Below are 21,511 nucleotides of genomic sequence, written 5' to 3' on the forward strand. Positions count from 1 at the left end.
GGTAACGTTTTGACAGTCCGTCAGGTGGGTAACGCGGCCCTTTCCGTCGCTTTCTCCGTCATTTCGCGTCGCGCACCGCGACGACAGTCCGGCGGGGATATTCGCCATTCCCCGGACCGGCCCGGCGCATGAATAGCCGGACGTGAAACACGGCACCTGACACACCTCGCCGGAAATCCGCCGGGACGTCGTCATTTCGGTGCACCGGGCCCCGGAGGAGCCTGACGGAGGCCCGGCCGAAAAGTCTTGACATACCGGGACGAAACCTCGGTCCATCGAGGCCAGTTCGTCAGATCCGCGCTCACACCGAATCCACCTGTGACCTGCGTCACCCTCAAAACTGTACTTGCGTCCACCTTTGGACGCCCATTTACTTCTGCCATCGATCCACAGACAGGGAAGGTACGGAGATGCAGGACTCCACCCTGAACATCGCGATCATCGGAATGGGACCACGGGGCCTTTCGGTCCTCGAGAGAATGGTCTCCCGGCTCTCCGCCCGCCCGGTCGCCCGGGAGGTGCGGATCTACACCGTGGACCCGGCCGAAATGGGCGCGGGCCGGGTCTGGCGGACCGACCAGTCCGAGTGGCTGCTGATGAACACCGCCGCCGGCGAGGTCAGCCTCTACTCCGGCGAGCCGGACGACGGCCCCTGGCGGGCCGGGGCCGGACCGTCGCTGCACGAGTGGCTCTCCGCCGACCCGGCGTCCTACCCGGAGCTCGGCTCGCCCAACACCTACGCCCCGCGCCGGGTCTACGGCCGCTACCTGCACGACGTCTACCGGCGGGTCACCGCCCACCTCCCGGCGGGCGTCACGGTCACCCCCGTCACCGCCCGGGCCCGCTGGGCCAAGCGCGGCGAGACCAGGGACTACCGCCTGACCACCAGCGACGGACAGCAACTCGACGTCGACAAGGTGGTGCTGACCACCGGTCACCCGCACAATTTCGCCGGCGGCTCGGACCGCGACCTGCTGGACTTCGCCTCCCGGCACCGGGGCACCAGCTACCTGCGCGGCGACTCCGCCGCCGACATGGACCTGGAGGACCTGCGCCCCGGCCGCCCGGTGGCGGTGATCGGCCTCGGCCTGACCTTCTACGACGTCACCACCGTGCTCACCTCCGGGCGCGGCGGTCGCTTCGTCGAGCGGGTCGACGGCCGGCTGAAGTACGAGCCCTCCGGCCACGAGCCGCACATCTACGCCGGCTCCCGCAGCGGCCTGCCGCTGCTGGCCCGGGGCCGCAACCAGAAGGGCTCCGACTACCGCTACACCCCGGCCATCTTCACCGCCCAGGCACTCGCCGAGGTCCGCCGCCGGGCGCTGGACGAGAGCGGCTCGGTCAAGCTGCGGTTCCGCGAGCACGTGCTGCCGCTGATCCTGCGCGAGGTGGACCACACCTACTACCGCACCACCGTGCTCCAGCGGGACGGCGAGCAGGCCGCCGCCGAGTTCTCCACCGCCTTCAAGCTCGCGGTGGCCTGCGACGACCGGCAGGTGGCCAAGCTGCTGGCCGACTCCGGCCTGGCCTCGCTGCCGCCGATCGACCTGGAGCGGATGGCCCGCCCGTTCGCCGGGGAGCGCTTCGCCTCGCCCGAGGACTTCCACACCCGGCTCGCCGCGGTGCTCTGCTCCGACGCCGCCGAAGCCGAACTCGGCAACATCGACGGCCCGTTGAAGGCCGCACTGGACACCCTGCGGGACATCCGGGGCGTGGTCCGGGAGGCCGTGGAGTTCTCCAGCCTGCACCCCGACTCGCAGCGCGACGAGTTCCTCGCCTGGTTCAACCCGATCAACACCATGGTCTCGGCCGGCCCCCCGGTGCTGCGCATCCGGCAGGCCGTGGCGCTGATCGAGGCGGGCATCCTGACCGTGGTCGGGCCCGACCTGGAGATCGGCCGGTGCGAGGACACCGGGCAGTTCTCGCTCGAATCCCCGTCCGTGGAGGGCTCGTTCGTCAACGCCACCACGCTGATCGACGCCCGCATCCCGCGCTCCGACATCCGGGTGGACGCCTCCCCGCTGATGCGCCAGCTGCTCGGCGACGGCTGCGCCGCCGCCCACACCAACCGCAACGAGCAGGACGGCGCGAGCTTCACCACCGGCGCGCTGGCCGTCACCGAGCGCCCCTACCGGGTGATCGACCGGGCCGGCGAGCCGACCAAGGGCCTGTACGCGCTCGGCATCCCGACCGAGGAGCTGCGCTGGTTCACCCAGATCGGCAACGGCCGCCCGGGCCCGATGGTCGGCTTCCACGCCGACGCCGACGCGATCGCCGAGGACATCCTCACCAGCGCGATCACCGGCGCCCCCGCTGCCGCTGCCACCGCCACCGCCGGCGCGGACGCCTGAGCCCAGCGCCCCACCCCCGTGCCCCGACCAGGAGTTGACGCACCGTGAACGCACAACACCCCGATCCGTACGAGGAGTTCAGGGCCGCCCGGGACCTGCTGCTGGAGCTGCGCGAGGACCACGACGCGGCCGTCGCCAAGTTCAGCTGGCCCCGGCTGGAGACCTTCAACTGGGCGATCGACTGGTTCGACCGGATCGCCGTGGGCAACCCGCGCGTGGCGATCCGGATCACCGACGGCACCGAGGCCGTCCAGCTCAGCTACGCCGAGCTCTCCGCCCGCTCCAACCAGGTGGCCAACTGGCTGCGCGCCCAGGGCGTCCGGCGCGGGGACCGGGTCCTGCTGATGCTGGACAACCAGCTCGCGGTCTGGGAGTCCATGCTCGCCGCCATCAAGCTCGGCGTGGTGGTGCTCCCCACCTACACCACCATCTCCGGCGACGACCTGGCCGACCGGATGACCCGCGGCGAGGTCGCCCACGTGCTGACCGCCAGTCACCTGACCGGCCTGTTCGACCCCTTCGAGGGCGTCACCAGGATCGCGGTCGGCGAGCCGGTGGCCGGCTGGCGCCCGTACGCCGAGGCGTACGGGGAGAGTGCCGCGTACTGCCCGCAGCGCGAGACCCGGGCCGACGAGCTGCTCTTCCTCTACTTCACCTCCGGCACCACCTCGCGCCCCAAGATGGTCGCCCACACCCACGTCAGCTACCCCGTGGGCCACCTGACCGGGATGTACTGGAACGGCCTGCGCCCCGGCGACGTGCACTGCAACGTCTCCGCCCCGGGCTGGGCCAAGCACGCCTGGTCCTCGTTCTTCGGCCCGCTGAACGCCGAGGCCACCGTGCTCTCGGTCAACCTGCCGCCCGGCGCCTCGCCCCGGCTGCTGGTGGAGATCGCCGACCGGGAGCGGGCCACCAGCCTGTGCGCCCCGCCCACCGCCTGGCGCACCCTGCTGCAGAGCCACCTGGGCAGCCGGCCGGCCGCGCTGCGCGAGGCCTCGTCGGTCGGCGAGCCGCTCAACCCCGAGGTGATCGAGCAGGTCCGGGTGGCCTGGGGCCTCACCGTGCGGGACGGCTTCGGCCAGACCGAGACCACCGCCCAGATCGGCAACACGGCCGGCCTGCCGGTCCGCCCCGGCTCGATGGGCAAGCCGCTGCCCGGCTACCCGATCCTGCTGATCGACCCGCGCACCGGCCGGGCCGGCGACGAGGGCGAGATCTGCGTCGACCTGACGGACCGTCCGGTCGGCGTGATGACGGAGTACCTCGGCGACCCCGAGAAGACCGCCAAGACCCTGGCCGACGGGCTCTACCACACCGGCGACATCGCCCGCCGGGACGCCGACGGCTACCTGGTCTACATCGGCCGCAACGACGACGTCTTCAAGTCCTACGACCACCGCATCTCCCCGTTCGAGCTGGAGAGCGTGCTGCTGCGCCACGAGGCGGTGGCCGAAGCCGCCGTCGTCCCGGTGCCGCACCCGGTCGGCTACCGCGTCCCCAAGGCGTACATCGCGCTGGCCGAGGGCCACCCGGCGGACGCCGCCACCGCCCGCGCCATCCTCGCGTTCTCCGCCGAGCAGCTCGCCCCGCACCAGCAGATCGCCTCGGTGGAGTTCGCCGAGCTGCCGAAGACCACCTCGGGCAAGATCCGCCGCGCCGAACTGCGGGCCGGCGCCGCCGGGGTGGAGCACCGCGCCGAGGACCTGCTCGACGAGCAGACCGTGCACTCCGCCCCCGGCCTCTGACCCTCCCTCACACTCTCCAAGGAGTACCGCCATGCCCGAGTACATCGCCCAGCAGCGCAAGGTCGAGGTCTTCCCTGACCTGCTCGGCGCCGGTCTGACCAGCGGCGCGCTGGACTGGCAGGCCTACGTCCAGCCCGGCCGGCAGGCCGTGGACGTGCACTGGCTCTACACCGGCGAGGAGACCGGCCCGGACGGCGCCGAGGCGTACATCGCGCACTTCGGCCCCGGCGCGCACGGCGACCTGCACCGCCACCTCGGCTTCGAGCTGCTCTTCATCCTGGAGGGCGAGCTGGAGAACGACAACGGCGACCGCTACCTCCCCGGCACCCTGGTGGTCGAGGTGCCCGACAGCATCCACCGGGTCTCCAGCAGCAAGGGCTGCAAGATGTTGGTCATCCGGGAGAAGCGCACCCTGGCGATCAAGCCCGGCGAGCTGCCCGACCTCGGCCTCGCCCTCGACGGCGCCCCGATCGACCCCAACGGCACCCAGAGCTGACATACCCACTTGCCGTGCACCGGAGTTCCCTTCCCGCTCCGGTGCGCGGCTGTCACCGTTGCCTAGACGACCCCCGTGTCCAGCCCGCTCCGCACCACCACGACCAGGAGACCTCCCATGGTCCAGTTAACGACCCCGCCCACGCCGGCGGCCCCGGCGGAACCGACCGTCGGCCGGTCCGGCAAGGTCCACGGCACCCGCTACAAGTGGGGCATCCTCTGGATCGGCATCTTCGCCCAGGCCGCCTTCAGCGCCACCTTCCAGGGCATCCCCACCTCCGGCTCCATCCTGCAGACCGCCTACGAGCTGACCACCGGTCAGCTCGGCTTCGTGCTCGCGGCGGTGACGGCCGGCATCTTCGTCACCGACGTCTTCTGGGGCATCCTCTCCGACCGGATCGGCGAGCGGGTGGTGCTGATCACCGGTCTCTCCGGCACCACCATCGCCCTCGCCCTGGTCACCGTCTTCCTGGTGCCCTCCGGCGGGGCGGTGCCCTCCTACGTCGCGCTGGCGGTGGTGCTGTTCTTCGCCGGCGCCCTCGGCGGCTGCGTCAACGGCGCCTCCGGCCGGGCGGTGATGGGCTGGTTCCCGCCCGCCAAGCGCGGGTTCGCGATCTCGCTGCGGGTCGCGGCCGTCCCGGCCGGCGGGGCGATCGGCGCCGCCGTGCTGCCGCCGCTGGCCCTCGGCGCGGGCTTCCGCTGGGTCTTCGCCTTCCTCACCGTCTTCTGCCTGCTGGCCACCCTCGCGGTGGTGATCTGGCTGGACGAGCCCCCGCTGGCCCGCACCAAGGACGCCGGCTCCACCGCCCCGTCCCCGCTGAAGCGCTGGGACATCTGGCGGGTGGCCATCACCGCCTTCCTGCTCGACCTTCCGCAGTTCCTGGTGCTCACCTTCGGCTCGGTCTTCCTGCACACCGTCAAGGGCATGTCGATCGGCTCGATCGCGGTGCTGCTGGTCGCGGTGCAGATCCTCGGCGCCGTCTCCCGGGTCTGGGGCGGCCGGTGGACCGACCGTCAGGGCGGCCGGTACCGCCGCACCCTGGTCACCGCCTACTCCTGGGTGATCGCGGTCGCCTACACCGGCATCGCGCTCTTCGAGTCCTCCCCGACCTGGGTGGTGGCCGGCCTGCTGATCCTGGCCGGCTTCCTCTCCTGCGGCTGGCACGGCGTGCACTACGCCGAGATCGCCACCATGGCCGGCGCCGAGCGCTCCGGCACCGCGCTCGGCCTGGAGAACACCATGGTCTTCGCGGGCGCCTTCGCCACACCCCTGCTCATCCCGCTGCTGCTGGACGTCTCCGGCTGGCCCGTCGTCATGCTGGTCATCGGCGCCGCTCCGGCCGTCCTCTCCGCCCTCCTGATGCCCCGCGAACTCCCGCGCTCGGCCGGGGCGGCCTGACCTCCGGCCCACCTCCGACGCGCCGACGGGCGCGCCGACGGCGCACCGCCGGGGCGGTCTCCACTGACACGGTGTCAGCGGGGGCCGCCCCGGCGGTTGTTCGGGTTGGATCGGGGTGGATCGGGGTGGTTCCGGGCCGTCCGGGATCAGCGCGGGTCGCGGTCGTAGACGGACCTGGACCAGCGGTAGCCGAGGACGGTGAGCACGAGGCACCAGCCGACGGCGAGCCAGCCGTTGTGGCCGATCCCGGTGCCGAGCAGCAGCCCGCGCAGGGTCTCGATGGCGGGCGTGAAGGGCTGGTACTCGGCGATCGGCTGGAACCAGCCCGGCATCGCGTCGACCGGGACGAAGGCGCTGGAGATCAGCGGGAGGAAGATCAGCGGCAGGGCGTTGTTGCTGGCCGCCTCGGCGCTGGGGCTGACCATGCCCATCCCGACCGCGATCCAGGTCAGGGCGAGCGCGAAGAGGGCGAGCAGGCCGAAGGCGGCCAGCCACTCCAGTGCGGTCGCCCCGGTGGAGCGGAAGCCGATCGCGACCCCGACCGCACCGACCAGCACCACGGCCGCCACCGACTGCACGACGCTGCCGACGACGTGGCCGATCAGCACCGAGCCCCGGTGGATGGCCATGGTGCGGAAGCGGGCGATGATGCCCTCGGTCATGTCGTTGGAGACCGAGACGGCGGTGCCGACGGTGGTGCCGCCGATGGTCATCAGCAGGATGCCGGGCACCAGGTAGGCGATGTAGTCGGAGCGGTCCGCTCCCCCGCCGCCGATGCCGGCGCTCATCACGTCGCCGAAGACGTAGACGAAGAGCAGCAGCAGGACCACCGGGGTGAGCAGCAGGTTGAGGGTCAGGGAGGGGTAGCGGCGGGCGTGCAGGAGGTTGCGCCGCAGCATGGTGGAGGAGTCGCGCACGGCCAGGGACAGGGAGCTCATCGGGAGGCCTCCGCGGGGTGGGTGGTGAGGGCGAAGAAGACGTCGTCCAGGTCGGGGGTGTGCACGGTGAGCTCGTCGGCCTCGATGCCGTGGTCGTCCAAGTGGTCGAGGATGCGCCGCAGTTGGCGCTGGCTGCCGTCGCTGGGGAGTTGCAGCGCGAGGGCCTCGTCGTCGCGGGCGGCGTCCGGGAGCGCGTCGGCGGCGCCCCGGTAGGCGTGCGGGTGGGTGAACCGCAGGCGGACGTGCCCGCCGGGGACCAGCCGCTTGAGCTCCTCGGCGGTGCCCTCGGCGACGATCCGGCCGCCGTTCAACACCGCGATGCGGTCGGCGAGTTCGTCGGCCTCCTCCAGGTACTGGGTGGTCAGGAGGACGGTGGTGCCGTCGGCCACCAGCTCGCGGACGATCTGCCACATGGCGTGCCGGGAGCGCGGGTCCAGGCCGGTGGTGGGCTCGTCCAGGAAGATGACGCTCGGGCCGCCGACCAGGGTCATGGCGATGTCCAGGCGGCGCTTCATGCCGCCCGAGTAGGTGGCGGCGGGCTTCTTCGCGGCCTCCACCAGGTCGAAGCGGCGCAGGAGTCCGGCCGCCACCCGGCGTCCCTCGGCCTTCGGCAGGTGGTGCAGGTCGGCCATCAGCAGCATGTTCTCCTCCCCCGTGATCAGGCCGTCGACGGCGGAGAACTGGCCGGTGACGCCGATCGCGGCGCGGACCTGCTGCGGGGCGGCGGCCAGGTCGTGACCGGCCACCCGGACCTGGCCGCCGTCGGCACCGACCAGGGTGGAGAGGATCTTCACGACGGTGGTCTTGCCGGCGCCGTTCGGCCCGAGCAGCGCGAAGACGGAGCCGGCCGGGATCCGCAGGTCGATCCCGTCGAGCACCACCTTCTCCCCGTACGACTTGCGCAGACCGACGGCGGTGACGGCGGCGGGGGCCTGCGCGGACCCGCCGTGCTTCCTGGGCGTGGGCATGACAGACGAAGGCACGGAGCCCTCCCCTTTCGGTGAACGGACTTGCCTGGCAGGTGGGTTCGCGGACGACGGGGGCGGTCAGCCCCGGGCGCGCAGGACGTCGATGTTGCCGTAGCGGGTACGGGCGCGGACCTTGACGGTCTCCTCGGCCTCGTCCGGGGCCTCGGTGCCGGTGAGCATGTTCCGCACCTGGCCGGCCCCGGAGTTGACGTCCAGCCAGGCGGCGGTGCCCGACCGGATGCCGACCTCGATGGCGCCGTAGTTGGTCTCCAACTGGGCGGTGCCACGCGCCACTTCACCGACCCGGATGGTGCCGTGCGCGGTGGTGGCGGCCACCGAGGCCTCGGCCCGCCGGACGTCGATGTCGCCGTTGGCGCCGCTCACCCGCAGATCGCCGCCGGCCAGCTCCACGGTGGTGGTGCCGTGCGAGTTCTTCAGGACGGCGGAGCCGGTGACGCTGCCGATCCGGACGCTGCCGGTGCTGGTGGAGACCTCGGCGGTGCCCTCGACCCGCCCGACGGTGATCGAGCCGTGCGAGGCGGTCAGCCGGAGCGGGCCGGTGGTGTCCAGCCGGGTGTCACCGGTCGAGGTCTTCACCCGGACCTCGCCGAGCCGGCCCTCGCCGAGCACCTGGGCCCAGGCGCCGGTCACGTCGACCACCGAGCCGGTGGGCAGCTCGACGGTGACGTCCACCGTGCCGGGCTTGCGCAGCGAGTTGCGGTGCTTGGCGGTCTTCACGGTGAGGGTGCCGTTGACGAAGGTCACCTCGGTCTGCTCGACCGCCCGGCGGTCGTTGTCCTTCTTGGGGTTGCGGGGCAGCACCTCGACCACGGTGTCGGTGCGGTCCCCGGCGGAGAGGCGGATCGAACCGGCCTCGACGTGGGCGGAGACGGTGATGGGGGTGGGGGTCTCGAAAGAAGGCATGGCTGTGGCGTCCTCTTGGCTCTCGGTGACATCTCCGCAGGCGGGAGAGGTGCGGTGGGATCCGGCGCGCGGTCGACGCGCCGTCAGGAGGTGCGGGCGGGCGGGCCGGTCAGCGGACCCAGCCCGTGATGCTCTGGCCGAAGCTCTGGACCCGTCCCGGCGGGGCCGGGCGCGGTGCGCCGCCGTCCACTGCGGCCGAGACGGCGCGCACCAGCCAGGCGTTGACCGACAGGCCCTCGCGGCTCGCGGCCTCCTCGGCCCGGGCCTTCAGCGGGGCCGGCAGGCGCAGGTTCACCCGGGCCGTGGCGCCGCCCTCGTCGAGATCGGCGGCGGCCCAGGCGGGCTCGGCGGGGGCGAAGGGCTCCGCCGGGACGGCGGGCTCGACGGGCGGCAGGGTCACCACGAAGTCCGGGTCGAGCCCGCGCAGCCGCACGTCGACCGAGCCCGGCGCCAGCTCGCGGGTGATCTCGTCCATCGCGGCCGAGAGCACGTTGAGCATGGTCAGCCTGGTCGCCGACTCCAGCGGGGCGGTGAGCCGCTCCGCCAGCTCGCGGGCGTCGTCGCCGCCGGCCTCGGCTGCCACCGCGAGCTCGCGGCGGAGGTTGTCGACATACGGGGTGAGGTCCATGACGCCATCATGGCACCACGGTGGCACCACATGCAAGCCCCCTTGGCGCCACCCTGGCTCAAACTGGCACCAAACCGCTCTCACCTGCGAAAATGCCCGGCTGACCCTCGCCGGAACAGCCCGGCCGAGACCTTGCCGACGCGCCGATGGCGCCACCTTGGCACCAAGTGGCACCGAATGGCGCCACTCGGCGCCGAGGCGACTGCACAGCCCTGGGCATAGACCGGTCCCGCCGTGCCTTGAGAGCGGAGGACGATGCCACCGACGGAGAGGAGAGCACCCCGTGCCGGTGCAGCCCATCTCGCCCGAGCGCCTGGCCGAGCTGCTCGCCGACCGGATCGCCGCGCTGCCCGTGACCGACGGCCGCCGGATCCGGGTCGCAGTGGACGGCGCCCCCGCCGCCCGGCCCGGCGAGTTGGCCGACGCCCTGGTGGAGCCGCTGCGGCTGCGCGGCCGGCCGGTGCAGCGGGTGTCGGCGGCCGACTTCCTGCGGGCCGCCTCGATCCGGTTGGAGTACGGCCACCAGGACACCGACGCCTACCACGATCTCTGGCTGGACGAGGGATCGCTGCTGCGCGAGGTGCTCGACCCGCTGGAGCCCGGCGGCACCGGCCGGGTCCTGCCGACCCTGCGCGATCCGGTCACCGACCGCGCCACCCGGGCCGGGTACGTCGCGCTCGCGCCGGACGCGGTGCTGCTGCTGGACGGCCCGCTGCTGCTCGGCCGCTGGCTGCCCTTCGACCTGACGGTGCACCTGGCGCTGACCCCCGCCGCACTCGCCCGGCGCACCGCGCCCGAGCTGCGCTGGACGCTGCCGGCCTTCGCCCGCTACGAGGCAGAGACCGGCCCGGCCGGGCTGGCCGACCTCACCGTCCGCTGCGACGACCCGCGCCACCCGGCCCTGGTGACGCCCCACCAGCCCCGGGAGTCCCGGGCGTAGGCCCGCGCTGGCAGTGCGGGCACCAGTAGGCCGGCCGGTCCCGGTCGTGGGTGGCGGCCCGGACCGGGGTGCCGCACCGCAGGCAGGGGCGGCGCTCGCGGCCGTAGACCCAGTGCAGCCGGCCCGGGCGCGGGTCGGGCACGGTGGGGTGGCCGGTGCGGGTCTTGTTGGCGTCGAGGAGCTGCTGCGCACGGGCCAGCAGCCGGTCCAGCACCGGTGCGGCGTCGGCGACCGGCGACCAGGGGGTGAGGGAGGCCAGGAAGCTGAGCTCGTTGGCGTAGATGTTGCCGATGCCGGCCAGGTTCCGCTGGTCCAACAGGGCTTCGCCGAGCGGGCGTTCGGGTGCGGCGAGCAGGCGACGGGCGGCCTCGGCCACGCTCCAGTCCGGGCCGAGCAGATCCGGGCCCAGGTGGCCGACCACGCTCGACTCCTCGGCGGTGCGCAGCAGCCGGACCACCGGCAGCCGGTACCCGACGGCGGTCGGCCCCTCGGTGCCCAGCACCACCCGGATCTGGTGGGCCGCGCCGCCGGACCACCGCTCCCCCGGCCCGAAGACCGCCCACCGGCCGTCCATCCGCAGGTGGGTGTGGAGCGTCAGACCGCCCTCGAACCGGGTCAGCAGGTGCTTGCCGCGCGGCACCGTGCCGAGCACTTGGCGGCCCGTCAGATCGGCGGTGGCGTGGGCGGGCACCCGGAAGTCGGAGCGGGTCAGCTCCCGGCCGGTGAGCGCGCGGTCCAGCTCGGCGGCGACGCGGTGGACGGAGTCTCCTTCTGGCACCCGTCCATCATGGGGCACCGGCCCGGGGCCGGGCGGCCCGACCGGCCGCCCGGCCCCGGGCCGGGCCGACCCCCGGTCAGGCGCCGACGCCCGGGAGGCCGGTCTCCAGACCGTCCAGCGCGTGCGAGCAGACGCAGTCCCGGTCACCGTCGGCGGGCAGCGCGGCCAGGGTCTCGAAGAGCACGGTGCGCAGCCGGTCGACGTTGCGTCCGAAGACCTCCAGCACCTCCCCGTGGGTGACGCCCTCGCCGGTCTCCACGCCCGCGTCCAGGTCGGTGACCAGCGCCAGCGAGGTGTAGCAGAGGCCCAATTCGCGGGCCAGTACGGCTTCCGGATGGCCCGTCATGCCGACCACCGACCAGCCGTTGGCGGAGAACCAGCGGGACTCGGCCCGGGTGGAGAAGCGCGGGCCCTCGATCACCACCAGCGTGCCGCCGTCCACCGGCTCCCAGTCGAGCGCCTTGGCGGCGTCCAGCGCGGCGGCTCGCCCGTCCGGGCAGTACGGGTCGGCCATCGAGACGTGCACCACCTCGGGGCGGCCACCGGCCGGCAGCGGCAGGCCGTCGTAGTAGGTCTGCGCCCGGCCGGCGGTCCGGTCGACGAACTGGTCCGGCACCACCAGCGTGCCGGGCCCGTACTCGACCCGCAGCCCGCCGGTGGCGCAGGGGCCGAGCACCTGGCGGACGCCCAGCGAGTGCAGCGCCCAGAGGTTGGCCCGGTAGTTGATCCGGTGCGGCGGCAGGACGTGGTCCCGGCCGTGGCGCGGCAGGAAGGCCACCCGCCGCCCGGCCACCTCGCCGAGGAAGACCGAGTCGCTGGGCGTCCCGTACGGGGTGTCCACCACCACCTCGGTGACCTCGTCCAGCAGGGCGTAGAGCCCGGAGCCCCCGATCACTCCCAGCTCGGCGCGGGCGGAACGGTCGGTGCTCTGATCCATGGTGACGGCCTCTCAGTCGCTACGGTCGCTAGGGTCACACGGGCACTGTTCGAAGATCCACTCTACGGAGCCGGGCCACCCCGGCCCCGCGCCCCACCGTCCAGGGGGACCAGATGACCGACGCCGACCCGTACCGCCTCCACCCGGGCGACGCCCGCTCCCCGGTGATCCTGCACGTGCCGCACTCCTCCCGGGTGGTGCCACTCGGGGCCCGGTCCGGCATCCTGCTCGACGATCTTTCCCTGGAACGGGAGTTGGACCACATCACGGACGCCCACACCGCCGAGCTGGCCGCCACCGCCGCCGGGGCCGCCGCCCGCACGCCCTGGCGGTTCGTCAACCGGACCTCCCGCCTGGTGGTCGACCCCGAGCGCTTCCCGGACGAGCGGGAGGAGATGACGGCCGTCGGCATGGGCGCGGTCTACACCCGCACCACCCACGGCGAGCCGCTGCGGGCACCCGGCTTCGACCCGGAACCACTGCTGGATCGGTACTTCCACCCGTACGCGGCGGCGCTCACCGAGGCGGTGGAGGAGCGGCTGACGGCCGTCGGCCGGGCCGTGGTGATCGACGTGCACTCCTACCCGACCGAAGCGCTGCCGTACGAACTGCACGGCACCGGCCCGCGACCGCCGGTCTGCCTGGGCACCGATCCGTTCCACACCCCCGCCGCGCTGCTGGCGGCGGCCCGCAGGTGCTTCGACGGCTTCGGCGGCACCGGGCTGGACAGCCCGTTCGCCGGCACCTACGTCCCGCTGCGCCACTACGGCCGGGACGCCCGGGTCTCCGCCCTGATGGTGGAGCTCCGCCGCGACGGCTACATGGCCGAGCCCGGCGGACCGGCCGGCCCGGGGCTCGGTGCGCTGGCCACCGCGCTGGCCCGGCTGGTGGACCTGGCGACCGGCTGACGCACGGTCAAGTGGAGCCCCAATCCGGGTAAAGCACCGTATGTCCGTCAGCAAAGGAACCCTGATCGGCCCCGGCATCCCCCCCGGTGCGCACACTGTCGGAACGGACCCCCACAATGTCCGCCATGGCCGAACTGGAAGACCCGCACTTCGCCCCCGCACCGCCCACCGAGCGCCGCCGGCTGAGCCGGCGGGCCCGGATCACCCTCGGCGGCGGCGCCGCCGTGGCCGCCGTGCTGGCGGTGAACCTGGGCATCGACGACGGCCGGGACAGGTACGAGCAGAGCATCGCGGGCCAGTCCGCCGACGGAGCCACCAAGGTCGTCCCCGGCGAGGCCTCCCGCGAGCAGCCCTGGCTCGGCTCCCCCGCCGCCACCTGGGCGAACGGCGAGGCCGGCATCGTGCTGCCGGAGGCCCGGCCGGTCGGGGTGTTCAGCGCCGAGCAGGTGGCCGAGCACCTGCGGACGGTGCGTTCCTTCCTGCTCGCGGCCAACGTCGACCCGGCGACCGTGAAGGGCGGCAGGCCCGACCGGGCGCTGGCCCTGCTGACCGAGCCGAGCCGCAGCTACGTGGACGACTGGCTGGCCCGGCCGACCCGCGACTCCGACCCGGCGCTGCTGTTCAGCCGCTTCGACCCGCAGCGGGCGGTGCCGGTCACCGACACCGTGAAGGTCAAGGGCGAGCTGAGCTTCGCCGAGGGCCGGGACGGCGGGCTGACGGTGACGACCGACCACAGCTTCGCCTACGCGCTCTTCCCCGGCCCGGAGGCGGGCAAGGCGCGCAGCTCGGCGAGCCCGGCCGGTGTGGTGCCCGCCGCCTTCGGCAATCCGGTCTTCCAGGCCCGGGTCGAGCGCGAAGTGGTCCGCCGCCAGCTGGAGTTCCACTTCGAGGACCCGGCGACGTCCGGGGCCGGGCCCGGGCAGACCGAGCTCGGCCGGATCGCCGCCAGCTTCGCCAACAACGTCTGCGAGATGGGGAACGGCTTCCTGGAGACCGACTTCGGCGGCACCGACCAGGAGATCGACACCTCCGGCCGGATGGGCGACCCGTACGACCGCGGCACCGGCGACATCGGCGGGGCCGGAAGCTGCGTCGCCGTCCGGGGCACCTGACGGCCCGTCGGCTCCCCGGCTCCGCCGCGCTGCTCGCCGCAGCGGGGCCGGGGAGCCGGTTCAGACGACGCCGGGACCGCCGTCCGCCGGGACGGCGCGGACGGTGTGGGTGCCGTCCGTCGGGATCAGCCGGTCACCCGGGACGGCGCGGTCGATCGCCTGCCGGAGCGCGGCCGGTCTGGTGGACGGATCGGCCGCCGCGGCGGGCAGGGCCGGCACCGGGCCGAGCGCACTGCCCGCCGCGGCGGCGGTGAAGGTCCGACGGTGCATCAGCTCTCCTCGGGACGGAGGCCCACCCGGGTGGCGGGCCCGCCGTACCCGGTCCGTCCCGTCCCGTCGGACGCGCTGCGCGACACCGCCGGACGGCGGGTCACCTGGTCGCGCTGACCGGCTCCTCCCGGTGGCCCTCCGTCGTCCCGGCAACTACGGCGGCCGGAGCGGTGCTGCGGGGCGGGAGCTTGGCCCCCTCGATGTCCACGTCCGGGGTGATCCGGTCCAGCCACTTCGGCAGGCCCCAGGCCCGGCGACCGAGCAGCGCCATGGCGGCCGGCACCAGGGTCATCCGGACCACGAAGGCGTCGATCAGGACGCCGAAGGCGAGCGCGAAGCCGATCGACTTGATGATCGGGTCGTGGTTGAAGACGAAGCCGCCGAAGACCGCGACCATGATCAGGGCGGCGGCGGTGACGACCCGTCCGCTCTGCGCCAGGCCCTGGGTGACCGCCCCGGCCGCGTCCTTGGTGTGCTCGTAGTGCTCGCGCATCCGGCTGACCAGGAAGACCTCGTAGTCCATCGCCAGGCCGAACAGCACGCCGATCAGCAGGACCGGCAGGAAGCTGGTGACCGGCCCGGCCGAGGGCACGTCCAGCACGCCGTTCAGGTGGCCCTGCTGGAACACCCAGACGGTGGCGCCGAGCGAGGCGGCGATCGAGAGCAGGAAGCCGAGCGCGGCCTTGAGCGGCACCAGGACGGAGCGGAACGCGATGGTGAGCAGCACCAGGGCGAGCAGCACGATGATGGTCACGAAGAGCGGCAGCGCGTCCGAGAGCTTGTTGGAGATGTCGATGGTGGCGGCGGTGCCACCGGCGATGTAGAGGGTGCCGCCGGCCTGGGCGGCCTCCGGGGCGAGGGCCCGCAGGCGGTGCACCATGTCGGTGGTGGCCTCGTCGTCCGGGCCGGTCTTCGGCACCACGGCGATCACGCTGAGGCTGCCGTCGGGGTTGGCGGTGGGCGGGGCGACCGCGGCCACGCCGGGGTCGGCGGCGAGCGAGCGGGCCAGGCCGGTGACGGTGGCCGCGCGCTGCTCGGCCGGCACGGCGGCGGTGTCGACGACGGCGACCAGGGTGGCGTTGAAGCCGGGGCCGAAGCCGTCGGTGAGCAGTTGGTGGCTCTTGTGCTGGGTGCTGGCGGCGGGCTGCGAGGCGTTGCTCGGCAGGCCGAGGCGCAGGTCCTTGGCGGGGAGTGCGAGGGCGACCAGGCCGACCACGCCGACCAGCAGCACCGCCAGCGGGCGACGGGTCACCAGGGCGGCCCAACGGGCGCTCCAGGAGGGCGCGTTCGCGGGCTTCCCGGCCTCGGCACCGGCCGGCCCGGCGGCGACCCCGGCCGTGCCCTCGGCTCCGGCCTCACTCCGGGCCTTGACCTCGCGCTGGGCCTCGCGCTGGGCCTTGCGCTGGGCCTTGCCCTTGTCCCGGGGCCGCAGGCGCTCGCCCGCGAAGCTGAGCGAGGCCGGCACCAGGGTGACGGCGATCAGCACGGCCAGCAGGACGGTGACGGCAGCCGCCAGGCCCATCGCGGTGAGGAACGGGATGCCGGTGACCGCCAGCGCGGCCAGGGCGATGATCACGGTCGCCCCGGCGAACACCACCGCGCTGCCGGCAGTGGCCGTGGCCCGGGCGATGGAGTCGTCCAAGTCCGCCTCGGGATCCGCGAGTTGCTCGCGGTGGCGGGAGATGATGAAGAGCGCGTAGTCGATCCCGACGGCCAGCCCGATCATCAGGGCGAGCACGGTGGCGGTGCTGGTGAGATCCACGAAGCGGGAGACGAACTGAACCCCCATCACCCCGATGACCACGCCGACGGCGGCGGTCAGCAGGGGCAGTCCGGCCGCCACCAGCGAGCCCAGTGCCAGGAACAGCACGGCGAACGCGATCACCACGCCGACCACCTCGGCCGGACCGCCGACCTCGGTGACCGGGGCCATCACCGAGCCGCCCAACTCCACCTGGAGCCCGGCGCCCCGCGCCTGGGTGACGGCCTCGGTGAGGGCGTCCTTGGAGCTCTGCGGCACCTGGTCGGCCGGGCGGTCGAACAGCACGTCGGCGAAGCCGATCCGGTGGTCGGCCGAGACGGTGCCGGCCTCGGCCGGCGAGGCCACGTGCACCACCCCGGGGACGGCGGCGGCCTGCTGCAACCCGTCGGCCACCGCCTGCCGGGCGGCCGGATCGGTCAGCGTCCGCCCCTCGGGGGCGGCGAACACCACCCGGGCGCTCCCGCCGGAGGCGGCCGGGAAGCGGTGCTCCAGCAGGTCCTGGGCCTGCTGCGACTCGATGCCGGGCACCGTGAACTCGGTGCTCGGCTTGCCGTGCAGGGTGGCGCCGAGACCGCCGACCACCGCGAGCACCAGCAGCCAGACCCCGACCACCGCACCCCGGCGGCGTATCGCCCACCGCCCCAAGCCGTACAGGCGTGCCGCCATGCCGTCCTCCCTCTCGCCTCGCTCCGTGCCCCGTCCGGGCGCTCGTTGCACCGTACGGCATTTTTACACTGGACTGTAATTTAACCCTTGGTGGTAATCTCCGCACCATGACCAGTGACGCCCGCCAGGACGGCCTCAGGGAGCGCGGCAAGGCCAAGCGCCGGGACGCGATCGTCCGGGCCGCCTTGAAGGAGTTCGCCGACCGGGGCTTCGACGCGACGACCATCGCCGACATCGCGGCCGAGGCCGAGGTCTCGCCGCGCACGGTCACGCTCTACTTCCCCTCCAAGCTCGACCTCGCCCTCGCCCACTTCGACGGCTTCACCTCGGAGCTGGCCGCCGGGCTGCGCGAGCGCCCGGAGGGGTGGACGATCCTGGACGCGCTGGAGCACTGGCTGCGCACCCGGTTCACCGAGACCACCGAGCTGGACGAGCTCAGCGACCGGATCCTGGAGGCCGACCCCCGGTTGAAGGGCCTCGCCAACTCCCGGCTGGCCGAGGTGATCCAGGAGGGCACCCGGCTGTTCGCCGAGGAGACCGGAAGTTCGCCGGACGACTTCGCGCCCCGGCTGGCGGCGGCTGCCGCGGCCGGCATCGTCTCCGAGCTCTGCCACAGCCCGGAGCCGGAGAACGTCGAGGCCGCCATCGCCTTCATCCGCGCGGGCGTCGCCACCCTTCCGTAGGCCACCGGACACCCGCCGCGCACCCCTCGCCCTCGGGCTGCCCAAGTCCGGCCCAACCGACCGTCAAGCCGTCACCCGGCCGCCCGGGCCCGGCGTACAGTGGCCGTCCCCGGCCCACCTCGGCCGGGGACGGTACGGGGCGCGGCGAGCGGGAGGACGAGGAGTCGTGAGCAGAGCGGTGGGCCACCGGAGCCTGCAGTGGCGGGGGCGGCGACCAGAGGGGGCGGAGGCCGCCGTGCTGGTGCTGCACGGGGGCAAGGAGCACAGCGAGGAGCGTCCCGGGCCGGTCAACCTGCCCGGCCTGCGGATGGCCGGCTTCGCCCGCGCGGTGGCCCGGCTGACGGCGGGTCAGCGGGTCGCGGTCGGGGCCGTGCGCTACCGCTACCGGGGGTGGAACGGCGCGCACGCCGACGCCGCCCGCGACGCCTCCGCCGCACTCAGCGACCTCGCCGAGGCGCTCGGCCCGGTGCCCACCGTGCTGATCGGCCACTCGATGGGGGGCCGGGCCGCGATCCGGGCGGCCGGTCACCCCTGTGTGTTGGGCGTGGTGGCGCTCGCCCCCTGGTGCCCGCCGGAGGAGCCGGTGGTCCAGCTCAAGGACCGCACCCTGATCACCCTGCACGGCGACCGGGACACCGTCACCGCCCCCGCCGCCACCCGGCTGCTGGCCGCCCGAGCCCGCGAGGCCGGTGCCCGGGTGGCGGGCTACACGGTGCCCGGCGCGGGCCACGCCCTGATGCAGCGCCCCGGGGACTGGCACCGGATCACCGCCACGCTCACCGCCGCACTGCTCGGCCTGCGGCCCTTCCCCGCCGAGGTGGCCGCCGCCCTCACACTGGCCCCGGGGCAGGACGGCGGCCTGGAGCTCCCCCTGACCCCGCGTCACGCCACGCCCGCCACCCACTGAAGGCCGGGACGGAAACCCGTGCCGCGCCGACGGCCATAGCGGACACCCTCTGACCTAGTTGCCGCCTATCTTTTCTCTTGTCGACGGAACGACCGACCAGAACGACGAAGACGGAGAGCCACCATGACCGGGACCACCGACCTCCAGGCCGAGACCACCGCCCCCGCCCTCACCGGCGAGCGGGCCGACCTGCTGGAGCAGCTCGGCAAGTCGCGCTTCTTCCTCCGCTTCACCGCCAACGAGCTGACCGACGGTCAGGCCGGCCACCGCTCGACGGTCAGCGGGCTGACCGTGGGCGGGCTGATCAAGCACGTCGCCAGCGTGGAGAAGGTCTGGGTGGACTTCATCCTGGGGGGCCCGTCCGCGATGCCGGACTTCTCCGCGATGACCGAGGAGGACTTCGCGGCGCGGGAGAACGAGTTCCGGCTGCTGGAGGACGAGACGCTGGAGGGCGTGCTGGCCGCCTACGCCGAGGTGGCCGCCCGGACCGACGCGCTGGTCGCCACCGTCGACCTGGACGCGGCGCACCCGCTGCCGAAGGCGCCGTGGTTCGACCAGGACGCCAAGTGGTCCGCCCGCCGGGTGTTCCTGCACGTGATCGCCGAGACCTCCCAGCACGCCGGCCACGCGGACATCGTCCGCGAGGCCATCGACGGCGCGAAGAGCATGGGCTGACGGTCGGCCGGCACGGTGGGATACTCGTACGGTCCGTCCGGGTCGAGAGGGTGTCCGAATGAGCAGCAACCGGGTCCGGGTCCTGCGCAAGCAGCAGCGGCTCAGCCTGGAGGCCCTGGCGGAGCGGGCCGGGGTGACCAAGAGCTACCTGTCGAAGGTCGAGCGCGGGCTCAGCGACCCCTCCATCTCCACCGCGCTCAAGCTGGCCAACGCCCTCGGGGTCGAGGTCGGCCGGCTGTTCTCCGACGAGGAGGACCCCGAACTGGTCACCGTGGTCCGGGCCGACGAGCGCACCCCGATCGCGGCCGGGGCCGGCCCGGGCGCCCCGCACTACGAGGGCATCGCCACCGGTCTGAGCGGCAAGCAGATGGTGCCGTTCGTGATGTACCCGCCGCCGGCCGGGGTGGACACCCCGTTCAAGTCGCACGGCGGCGAGGAGTTCCTCTTCGTGCACGCCGGGACGGCCGAGCTGGAGCTCGCCGACCGGACGGTGGCGCTCGGCCCCGGGGACAGCGTCTACTTCAACTCCGCGCTGCCGCACCGCTGTCACAGCACCGGGGCGGAGCCGGCCCAGATCCTGGTGGTGATCCACGACGATCCGGCCGACTCCGACGGACGGGTCCCGCCACTGCCCTGACGCCCGCCACGGGGCCCGTCCTGACACCTGCCACGGGGCCCGGTGGCGACGGTGGGTCAGGCCGGGACGCCCGCCGTCTCGGCGAGCAGGCCCGCCAGTTCGGCCCGGCCGGCCGCGTCCAGCGGCAGCAGCGGGAGCCGCGGGTCACCGGCCTCGAAGCCCGCCAGTGCGAGCCCGGCCTTCACCGTGGTCGGCAGGCCGCCGCGCAGCAGGAAGCTCAGCAGCGGCAGTTGACGGTAGAACACCCGGCGGGCCGCCTCCAGGTCGCCGGCCCGCACCGTACGGTGCAGCTCCAGCGTCAGCTCGGGCACCAGGCAGGCGGCGGCCGTGCACCAGCCCGCCGCTCCGGCGGCGAACGCCTCCAGGGCGAGCGGATTGCTCCCGTTGTAGAACGGCAGCGCCCCGTCGGTGAGCCGGTGCAGGCGGTGCATGCGCTGGATGTCCCCGCTGCTCTCCTTGACCATGGTGATGTTCTCCACCTCCCGGACCAGCCGGACCATCAGCTCCGGCGGCAGGTCGACCCCGGCGGTGGCCGGGTTGTTGTAGATCATCACCGGGACGGTCACCGCGTCGGCGACCTCGGTGAAGTGCCGGACGATCTCGCGCTCGTCCAGCCGCCAGTACGAGAGCGGCAGCACCATCACCACGTCCGCCCCCGCCCGCTCGGCGAACCGGGCCCGCTCGACCGCGCCCCGGGTGGTGAGCTCGGCGATGCCGACCACGGTGGGGACCCGGCCGGCGACGGCGGACACCGCCGCCTCGGCCGCCGCGTACCACTCGTGGTCGGAGAGGTAGGCGCTCTCCCCGGTCGATCCCAGGGGGGCGACCGCGTGGCAGCCGGACCGGACCAGACGGTCCGTCAGCTCGGCGAGCCGGCCGGTGTCCACCGTGCCCCCTCCGGGGGTGAACGGCGTGACGGGGTAGGCGATGATGCCGTCCAGGGCTGTCCGGGTCATGGTCAGGCGCCGTTCTGGGTGGGGTGGGCGGAGGCGGGCGGGACCGACAGGGCGTCGGTGTGGCCGGCCCGGAGGGCGCGGCGCGCGTAGTAGGCGAAGGAGGCCTGGCCGCGCTTGGGGGCGGAGATCCAGTCGTGCGCCTCCCTGGCCAGCAGCTCCGGGATCTCCTGGATCTTCCCGGCCGCGCTCGCCAGCAGCTGGAGCCGGGCGGCCCGTTCGAACAGCACCGCCAGGGTGCAGCTCTCCTCGATGCTGCCGGTGGCGACCAACTGGCCGTGGTGGGCCAGCAGGACGGCGCGCTTGTCGCCGAGTGCCGCCGTGATGATCTCGCCCTCCTCGTTCCCGACCGGGATGCCCGGCCACTTCTCCAGGAAGGCGCAGTCGTCGTAGAGCGGGCACAGGTCCATGTGCGAGACCACCAGTGGGGTCTCCAGCATGGAGAGCGCCGAGATGTGCAGCGGGTGGGTGTGGATGACGCAGGCGACGTCCGGGCGGGCCCGGTAGATCCAGCTGTGGAAGCGGTTGGCCGGGTTGGCCATGCCGTCGCCCTCGAGGACGTTCAGGTCCTCGTCGACGAGCAGCAGGTTGTCCTCGGTGATCTCGTCGAAGCCGAGGCCGAGCCGCTGGGTCCAGTAGGTGCCGGGCCGCTCGGCCCGGGCGGTGATCTGACCGGCCAGACCGGAGTCGTGGCCCGCGTCGAAGAGGATGCGGCAGGTGAGCGCGAGCTTCTGCCGGACGGTCCAGTCGTTGTCGGGGATGGCGGCCGTCATCCGCCGGTGGGCGAGCTCCACCAGATCGGACTTGGCCGTCGCGAAGGTCTCCGCAGCCATGG

At 73.5% G+C, this 21,511-nt stretch carries 21 protein-coding genes; 11 read left to right on the plus strand and 10 right to left on the minus strand.

All coding sequences use genetic code 11. The annotated features are described in order from the left end of the window. Window positions 1-410 precede the first annotated feature (410 nt). The 4 genes from ACIRBX_RS04635 to ACIRBX_RS04650 all read left to right on the plus strand — a co-directional run bounded on the left by ACIRBX_RS04635 (window position 411) and on the right by ACIRBX_RS04650 (window position 5,990). A complete protein-coding gene (locus ACIRBX_RS04635; RefSeq protein WP_402293692.1) occupies window positions 411-2,351 on the plus strand; it encodes an FAD/NAD(P)-binding protein in 1,941 nt (646 codons plus the stop codon). Window positions 2,352-2,395: 44 nt separating this feature from the next. After that, window positions 2,396-4,096 (plus strand): AMP-binding protein, encoded by a 1,701-nt coding sequence (locus tag ACIRBX_RS04640; protein ID WP_402293693.1) that lies wholly within the window; start codon window positions 2,396-2,398, stop codon window positions 4,094-4,096. A 31-nt stretch (window positions 4,097-4,127) separates the two neighbouring features. Beyond that, window positions 4,128-4,592: a cupin domain-containing protein gene (locus ACIRBX_RS04645; RefSeq protein WP_402293694.1), complete on the plus strand. Its 465-nt coding sequence runs from the start codon at window positions 4,128-4,130 to the stop codon at window positions 4,590-4,592. 117 nt (window positions 4,593-4,709) lie between these two features. After that, window positions 4,710-5,990 carry an MFS transporter gene (locus ACIRBX_RS04650; protein WP_402293695.1) on the plus strand — a complete coding sequence of 427 codons (1,281 nt, stop codon included), beginning with the start codon at window positions 4,710-4,712 and terminating at the stop codon, window positions 5,988-5,990. A 146-nt stretch (window positions 5,991-6,136) separates the two neighbouring features. Here the strand turns inward: ACIRBX_RS04650 and ACIRBX_RS04655 are convergent, their stop codons facing one another. From ACIRBX_RS04655 to ACIRBX_RS04670, 4 genes are all read right to left on the minus strand, one after another. Further along, window positions 6,137-6,928: an ABC transporter permease gene (locus ACIRBX_RS04655; RefSeq protein ID WP_402293696.1), complete on the minus strand. Its 792-nt coding sequence runs from the start codon at window positions 6,926-6,928 to the stop codon at window positions 6,137-6,139. Further along, window positions 6,925-7,896, minus strand: coding sequence for an ATP-binding cassette domain-containing protein (locus ACIRBX_RS04660; protein WP_402293698.1), 972 nt, complete (start codon window positions 7,894-7,896; stop codon window positions 6,925-6,927). The genes ACIRBX_RS04655 and ACIRBX_RS04660 overlap by 4 nt, the downstream gene beginning before the upstream one ends. A gap of 78 nt (window positions 7,897-7,974) precedes the next feature. Beyond that, window positions 7,975-8,820, minus strand: a complete 846-nt coding sequence (locus ACIRBX_RS04665) for a DUF4097 family beta strand repeat-containing protein (RefSeq protein ID WP_402293699.1) — start codon at window positions 8,818-8,820, stop codon at window positions 7,975-7,977. Window positions 8,821-8,929: 109 nt separating this feature from the next. After that, complete coding sequence (locus ACIRBX_RS04670; RefSeq protein WP_402293700.1) at window positions 8,930-9,448, minus strand: hypothetical protein; 519 nt, start codon at window positions 9,446-9,448, stop codon at window positions 8,930-8,932. Between the two features lie 283 nt (window positions 9,449-9,731). Here ACIRBX_RS04670 and ACIRBX_RS04675 point away from each other — a divergent pair, with 283 nt between their 5' ends. Continuing rightward, a complete protein-coding gene (locus tag ACIRBX_RS04675) occupies window positions 9,732-10,388 on the plus strand; it encodes a uridine kinase (RefSeq protein WP_402293701.1) in 657 nt (218 codons plus the stop codon). Here ACIRBX_RS04675 and ACIRBX_RS04680 read toward each other — a convergent pair. Both ACIRBX_RS04680 and ACIRBX_RS04685 read right to left on the minus strand, forming a co-directional pair. Continuing rightward, window positions 10,315-11,166 (minus strand): DNA-formamidopyrimidine glycosylase family protein, encoded by an 852-nt coding sequence (locus tag ACIRBX_RS04680; RefSeq protein ID WP_402293702.1) that lies wholly within the window; start codon window positions 11,164-11,166, stop codon window positions 10,315-10,317. The genes ACIRBX_RS04675 and ACIRBX_RS04680 overlap by 74 nt on opposite strands. Before the next feature lie 76 nt (window positions 11,167-11,242). Beyond that, on the minus strand, window positions 11,243-12,103 hold the full coding sequence (locus ACIRBX_RS04685) for an S-methyl-5'-thioadenosine phosphorylase (RefSeq protein ID WP_402293703.1): 861 nt from the start codon (window positions 12,101-12,103) through the stop codon (window positions 11,243-11,245). 113 nt (window positions 12,104-12,216) lie between these two features. Between ACIRBX_RS04685 and ACIRBX_RS04690 the strand changes: the two genes are divergently transcribed. Both ACIRBX_RS04690 and ACIRBX_RS04695 read left to right on the plus strand, forming a co-directional pair. Then, entirely contained in the window at window positions 12,217-13,011 is a 795-nt protein-coding gene (locus ACIRBX_RS04690; RefSeq protein WP_402293704.1) for an N-formylglutamate amidohydrolase, read from the plus strand. A 125-nt stretch (window positions 13,012-13,136) separates the two neighbouring features. Then, complete coding sequence (locus ACIRBX_RS04695; protein ID WP_402293705.1) at window positions 13,137-14,123, plus strand: hypothetical protein; 987 nt, start codon at window positions 13,137-13,139, stop codon at window positions 14,121-14,123. A gap of 60 nt (window positions 14,124-14,183) precedes the next feature. Here the strand turns inward: ACIRBX_RS04695 and ACIRBX_RS04700 are convergent, their stop codons facing one another. Together ACIRBX_RS04700 and ACIRBX_RS04705 are read right to left on the minus strand one after the other, a co-directional pair. Next, window positions 14,184-14,393 (minus strand): hypothetical protein, encoded by a 210-nt coding sequence (locus tag ACIRBX_RS04700; RefSeq protein WP_402293706.1) that lies wholly within the window; start codon window positions 14,391-14,393, stop codon window positions 14,184-14,186. Between the two features lie 100 nt (window positions 14,394-14,493). Continuing rightward, on the minus strand, window positions 14,494-16,821 hold the full coding sequence (locus tag ACIRBX_RS04705) for an MMPL family transporter (protein ID WP_402293707.1): 2,328 nt from the start codon (window positions 16,819-16,821) through the stop codon (window positions 14,494-14,496). A 107-nt stretch (window positions 16,822-16,928) separates the two neighbouring features. Here ACIRBX_RS04705 and ACIRBX_RS04710 point away from each other — a divergent pair, with 107 nt between their 5' ends. The 4 genes from ACIRBX_RS04710 (at window position 16,929) to ACIRBX_RS04725 (ending at window position 19,723) form a co-directional block, all read left to right on the plus strand. After that, the gene (locus ACIRBX_RS04710) at window positions 16,929-17,504 is read left to right on the plus strand and encodes a TetR/AcrR family transcriptional regulator (RefSeq protein WP_402293708.1); all 576 of its coding nucleotides are present in this window, start codon (window positions 16,929-16,931) and stop codon (window positions 17,502-17,504) included. Between the two features lie 166 nt (window positions 17,505-17,670). Then, window positions 17,671-18,411: an alpha/beta hydrolase gene (locus tag ACIRBX_RS04715; protein ID WP_402293709.1), complete on the plus strand. Its 741-nt coding sequence runs from the start codon at window positions 17,671-17,673 to the stop codon at window positions 18,409-18,411. Window positions 18,412-18,534: 123 nt separating this feature from the next. Continuing rightward, window positions 18,535-19,086 carry a DinB family protein gene (locus ACIRBX_RS04720; protein ID WP_402293710.1) on the plus strand — a complete coding sequence of 184 codons (552 nt, stop codon included), beginning with the start codon at window positions 18,535-18,537 and terminating at the stop codon, window positions 19,084-19,086. 58 nt (window positions 19,087-19,144) lie between these two features. After that, window positions 19,145-19,723, plus strand: a complete 579-nt coding sequence (locus tag ACIRBX_RS04725; RefSeq protein ID WP_402293711.1) for a helix-turn-helix domain-containing protein — start codon at window positions 19,145-19,147, stop codon at window positions 19,721-19,723. A gap of 56 nt (window positions 19,724-19,779) precedes the next feature. Here the strand turns inward: ACIRBX_RS04725 and ACIRBX_RS04730 are convergent, their stop codons facing one another. Then, complete coding sequence (locus tag ACIRBX_RS04730) at window positions 19,780-20,679, minus strand: dihydrodipicolinate synthase family protein (RefSeq protein WP_402293713.1); 900 nt, start codon at window positions 20,677-20,679, stop codon at window positions 19,780-19,782. 2 nt (window positions 20,680-20,681) lie between these two features. Continuing rightward, window positions 20,682-21,509 carry an aldolase gene (locus ACIRBX_RS04735; RefSeq protein ID WP_402293715.1) on the minus strand — a complete coding sequence of 276 codons (828 nt, stop codon included), beginning with the start codon at window positions 21,507-21,509 and terminating at the stop codon, window positions 20,682-20,684. Between the last annotated feature and the right edge of the window lie 2 nt (window positions 21,510-21,511).

Origin of the sequence: Kitasatospora sp. NPDC096147 (genome assembly GCF_044763225.1) — a bacterium.
In the GTDB taxonomy this organism is placed as follows: Bacteria; Actinomycetota; Actinomycetes; order Streptomycetales; family Streptomycetaceae; genus Kitasatospora.

Coding starts and splice junctions, on each gene's coding strand:
- ACIRBX_RS04730 (WP_402293713.1), bottom strand. CDS start 20,679: ATGACCCGGACAGCCCTGGACGGCATCATCGCCTACCCCGTCACGCCG.
- ACIRBX_RS04735 (WP_402293715.1), bottom strand. CDS start 21,509: ATGGCTGCGGAGACCTTCGCGACGGCCAAGTCCGATCTGGTGGAGCTC.
- ACIRBX_RS04665 (WP_402293699.1), bottom strand. CDS start 8,820: ATGCCTTCTTTCGAGACCCCCACCCCCATCACCGTCTCCGCCCACGTC.
- ACIRBX_RS04670 (WP_402293700.1), bottom strand. CDS start 9,448: ATGGACCTCACCCCGTATGTCGACAACCTCCGCCGCGAGCTCGCGGTG.
- ACIRBX_RS04655 (WP_402293696.1), bottom strand. CDS start 6,928: ATGAGCTCCCTGTCCCTGGCCGTGCGCGACTCCTCCACCATGCTGCGG.
- ACIRBX_RS04695 (WP_402293705.1), top strand. CDS start 13,137: ATGGCCGAACTGGAAGACCCGCACTTCGCCCCCGCACCGCCCACCGAG.
- ACIRBX_RS04710 (WP_402293708.1), top strand. CDS start 16,929: ATGACCAGTGACGCCCGCCAGGACGGCCTCAGGGAGCGCGGCAAGGCC.
- ACIRBX_RS04705 (WP_402293707.1), bottom strand. CDS start 16,821: ATGGCGGCACGCCTGTACGGCTTGGGGCGGTGGGCGATACGCCGCCGG.
- ACIRBX_RS04635 (WP_402293692.1), top strand. CDS start 411: ATGCAGGACTCCACCCTGAACATCGCGATCATCGGAATGGGACCACGG.
- ACIRBX_RS04650 (WP_402293695.1), top strand. CDS start 4,710: ATGGTCCAGTTAACGACCCCGCCCACGCCGGCGGCCCCGGCGGAACCG.
- ACIRBX_RS04700 (WP_402293706.1), bottom strand. CDS start 14,393: ATGCACCGTCGGACCTTCACCGCCGCCGCGGCGGGCAGTGCGCTCGGC.
- ACIRBX_RS04645 (WP_402293694.1), top strand. CDS start 4,128: ATGCCCGAGTACATCGCCCAGCAGCGCAAGGTCGAGGTCTTCCCTGAC.
- ACIRBX_RS04685 (WP_402293703.1), bottom strand. CDS start 12,103: ATGGATCAGAGCACCGACCGTTCCGCCCGCGCCGAGCTGGGAGTGATC.
- ACIRBX_RS04690 (WP_402293704.1), top strand. CDS start 12,217: ATGACCGACGCCGACCCGTACCGCCTCCACCCGGGCGACGCCCGCTCC.
- ACIRBX_RS04725 (WP_402293711.1), top strand. CDS start 19,145: ATGAGCAGCAACCGGGTCCGGGTCCTGCGCAAGCAGCAGCGGCTCAGC.
- ACIRBX_RS04720 (WP_402293710.1), top strand. CDS start 18,535: ATGACCGGGACCACCGACCTCCAGGCCGAGACCACCGCCCCCGCCCTC.
- ACIRBX_RS04660 (WP_402293698.1), bottom strand. CDS start 7,896: ATGCCCACGCCCAGGAAGCACGGCGGGTCCGCGCAGGCCCCCGCCGCC.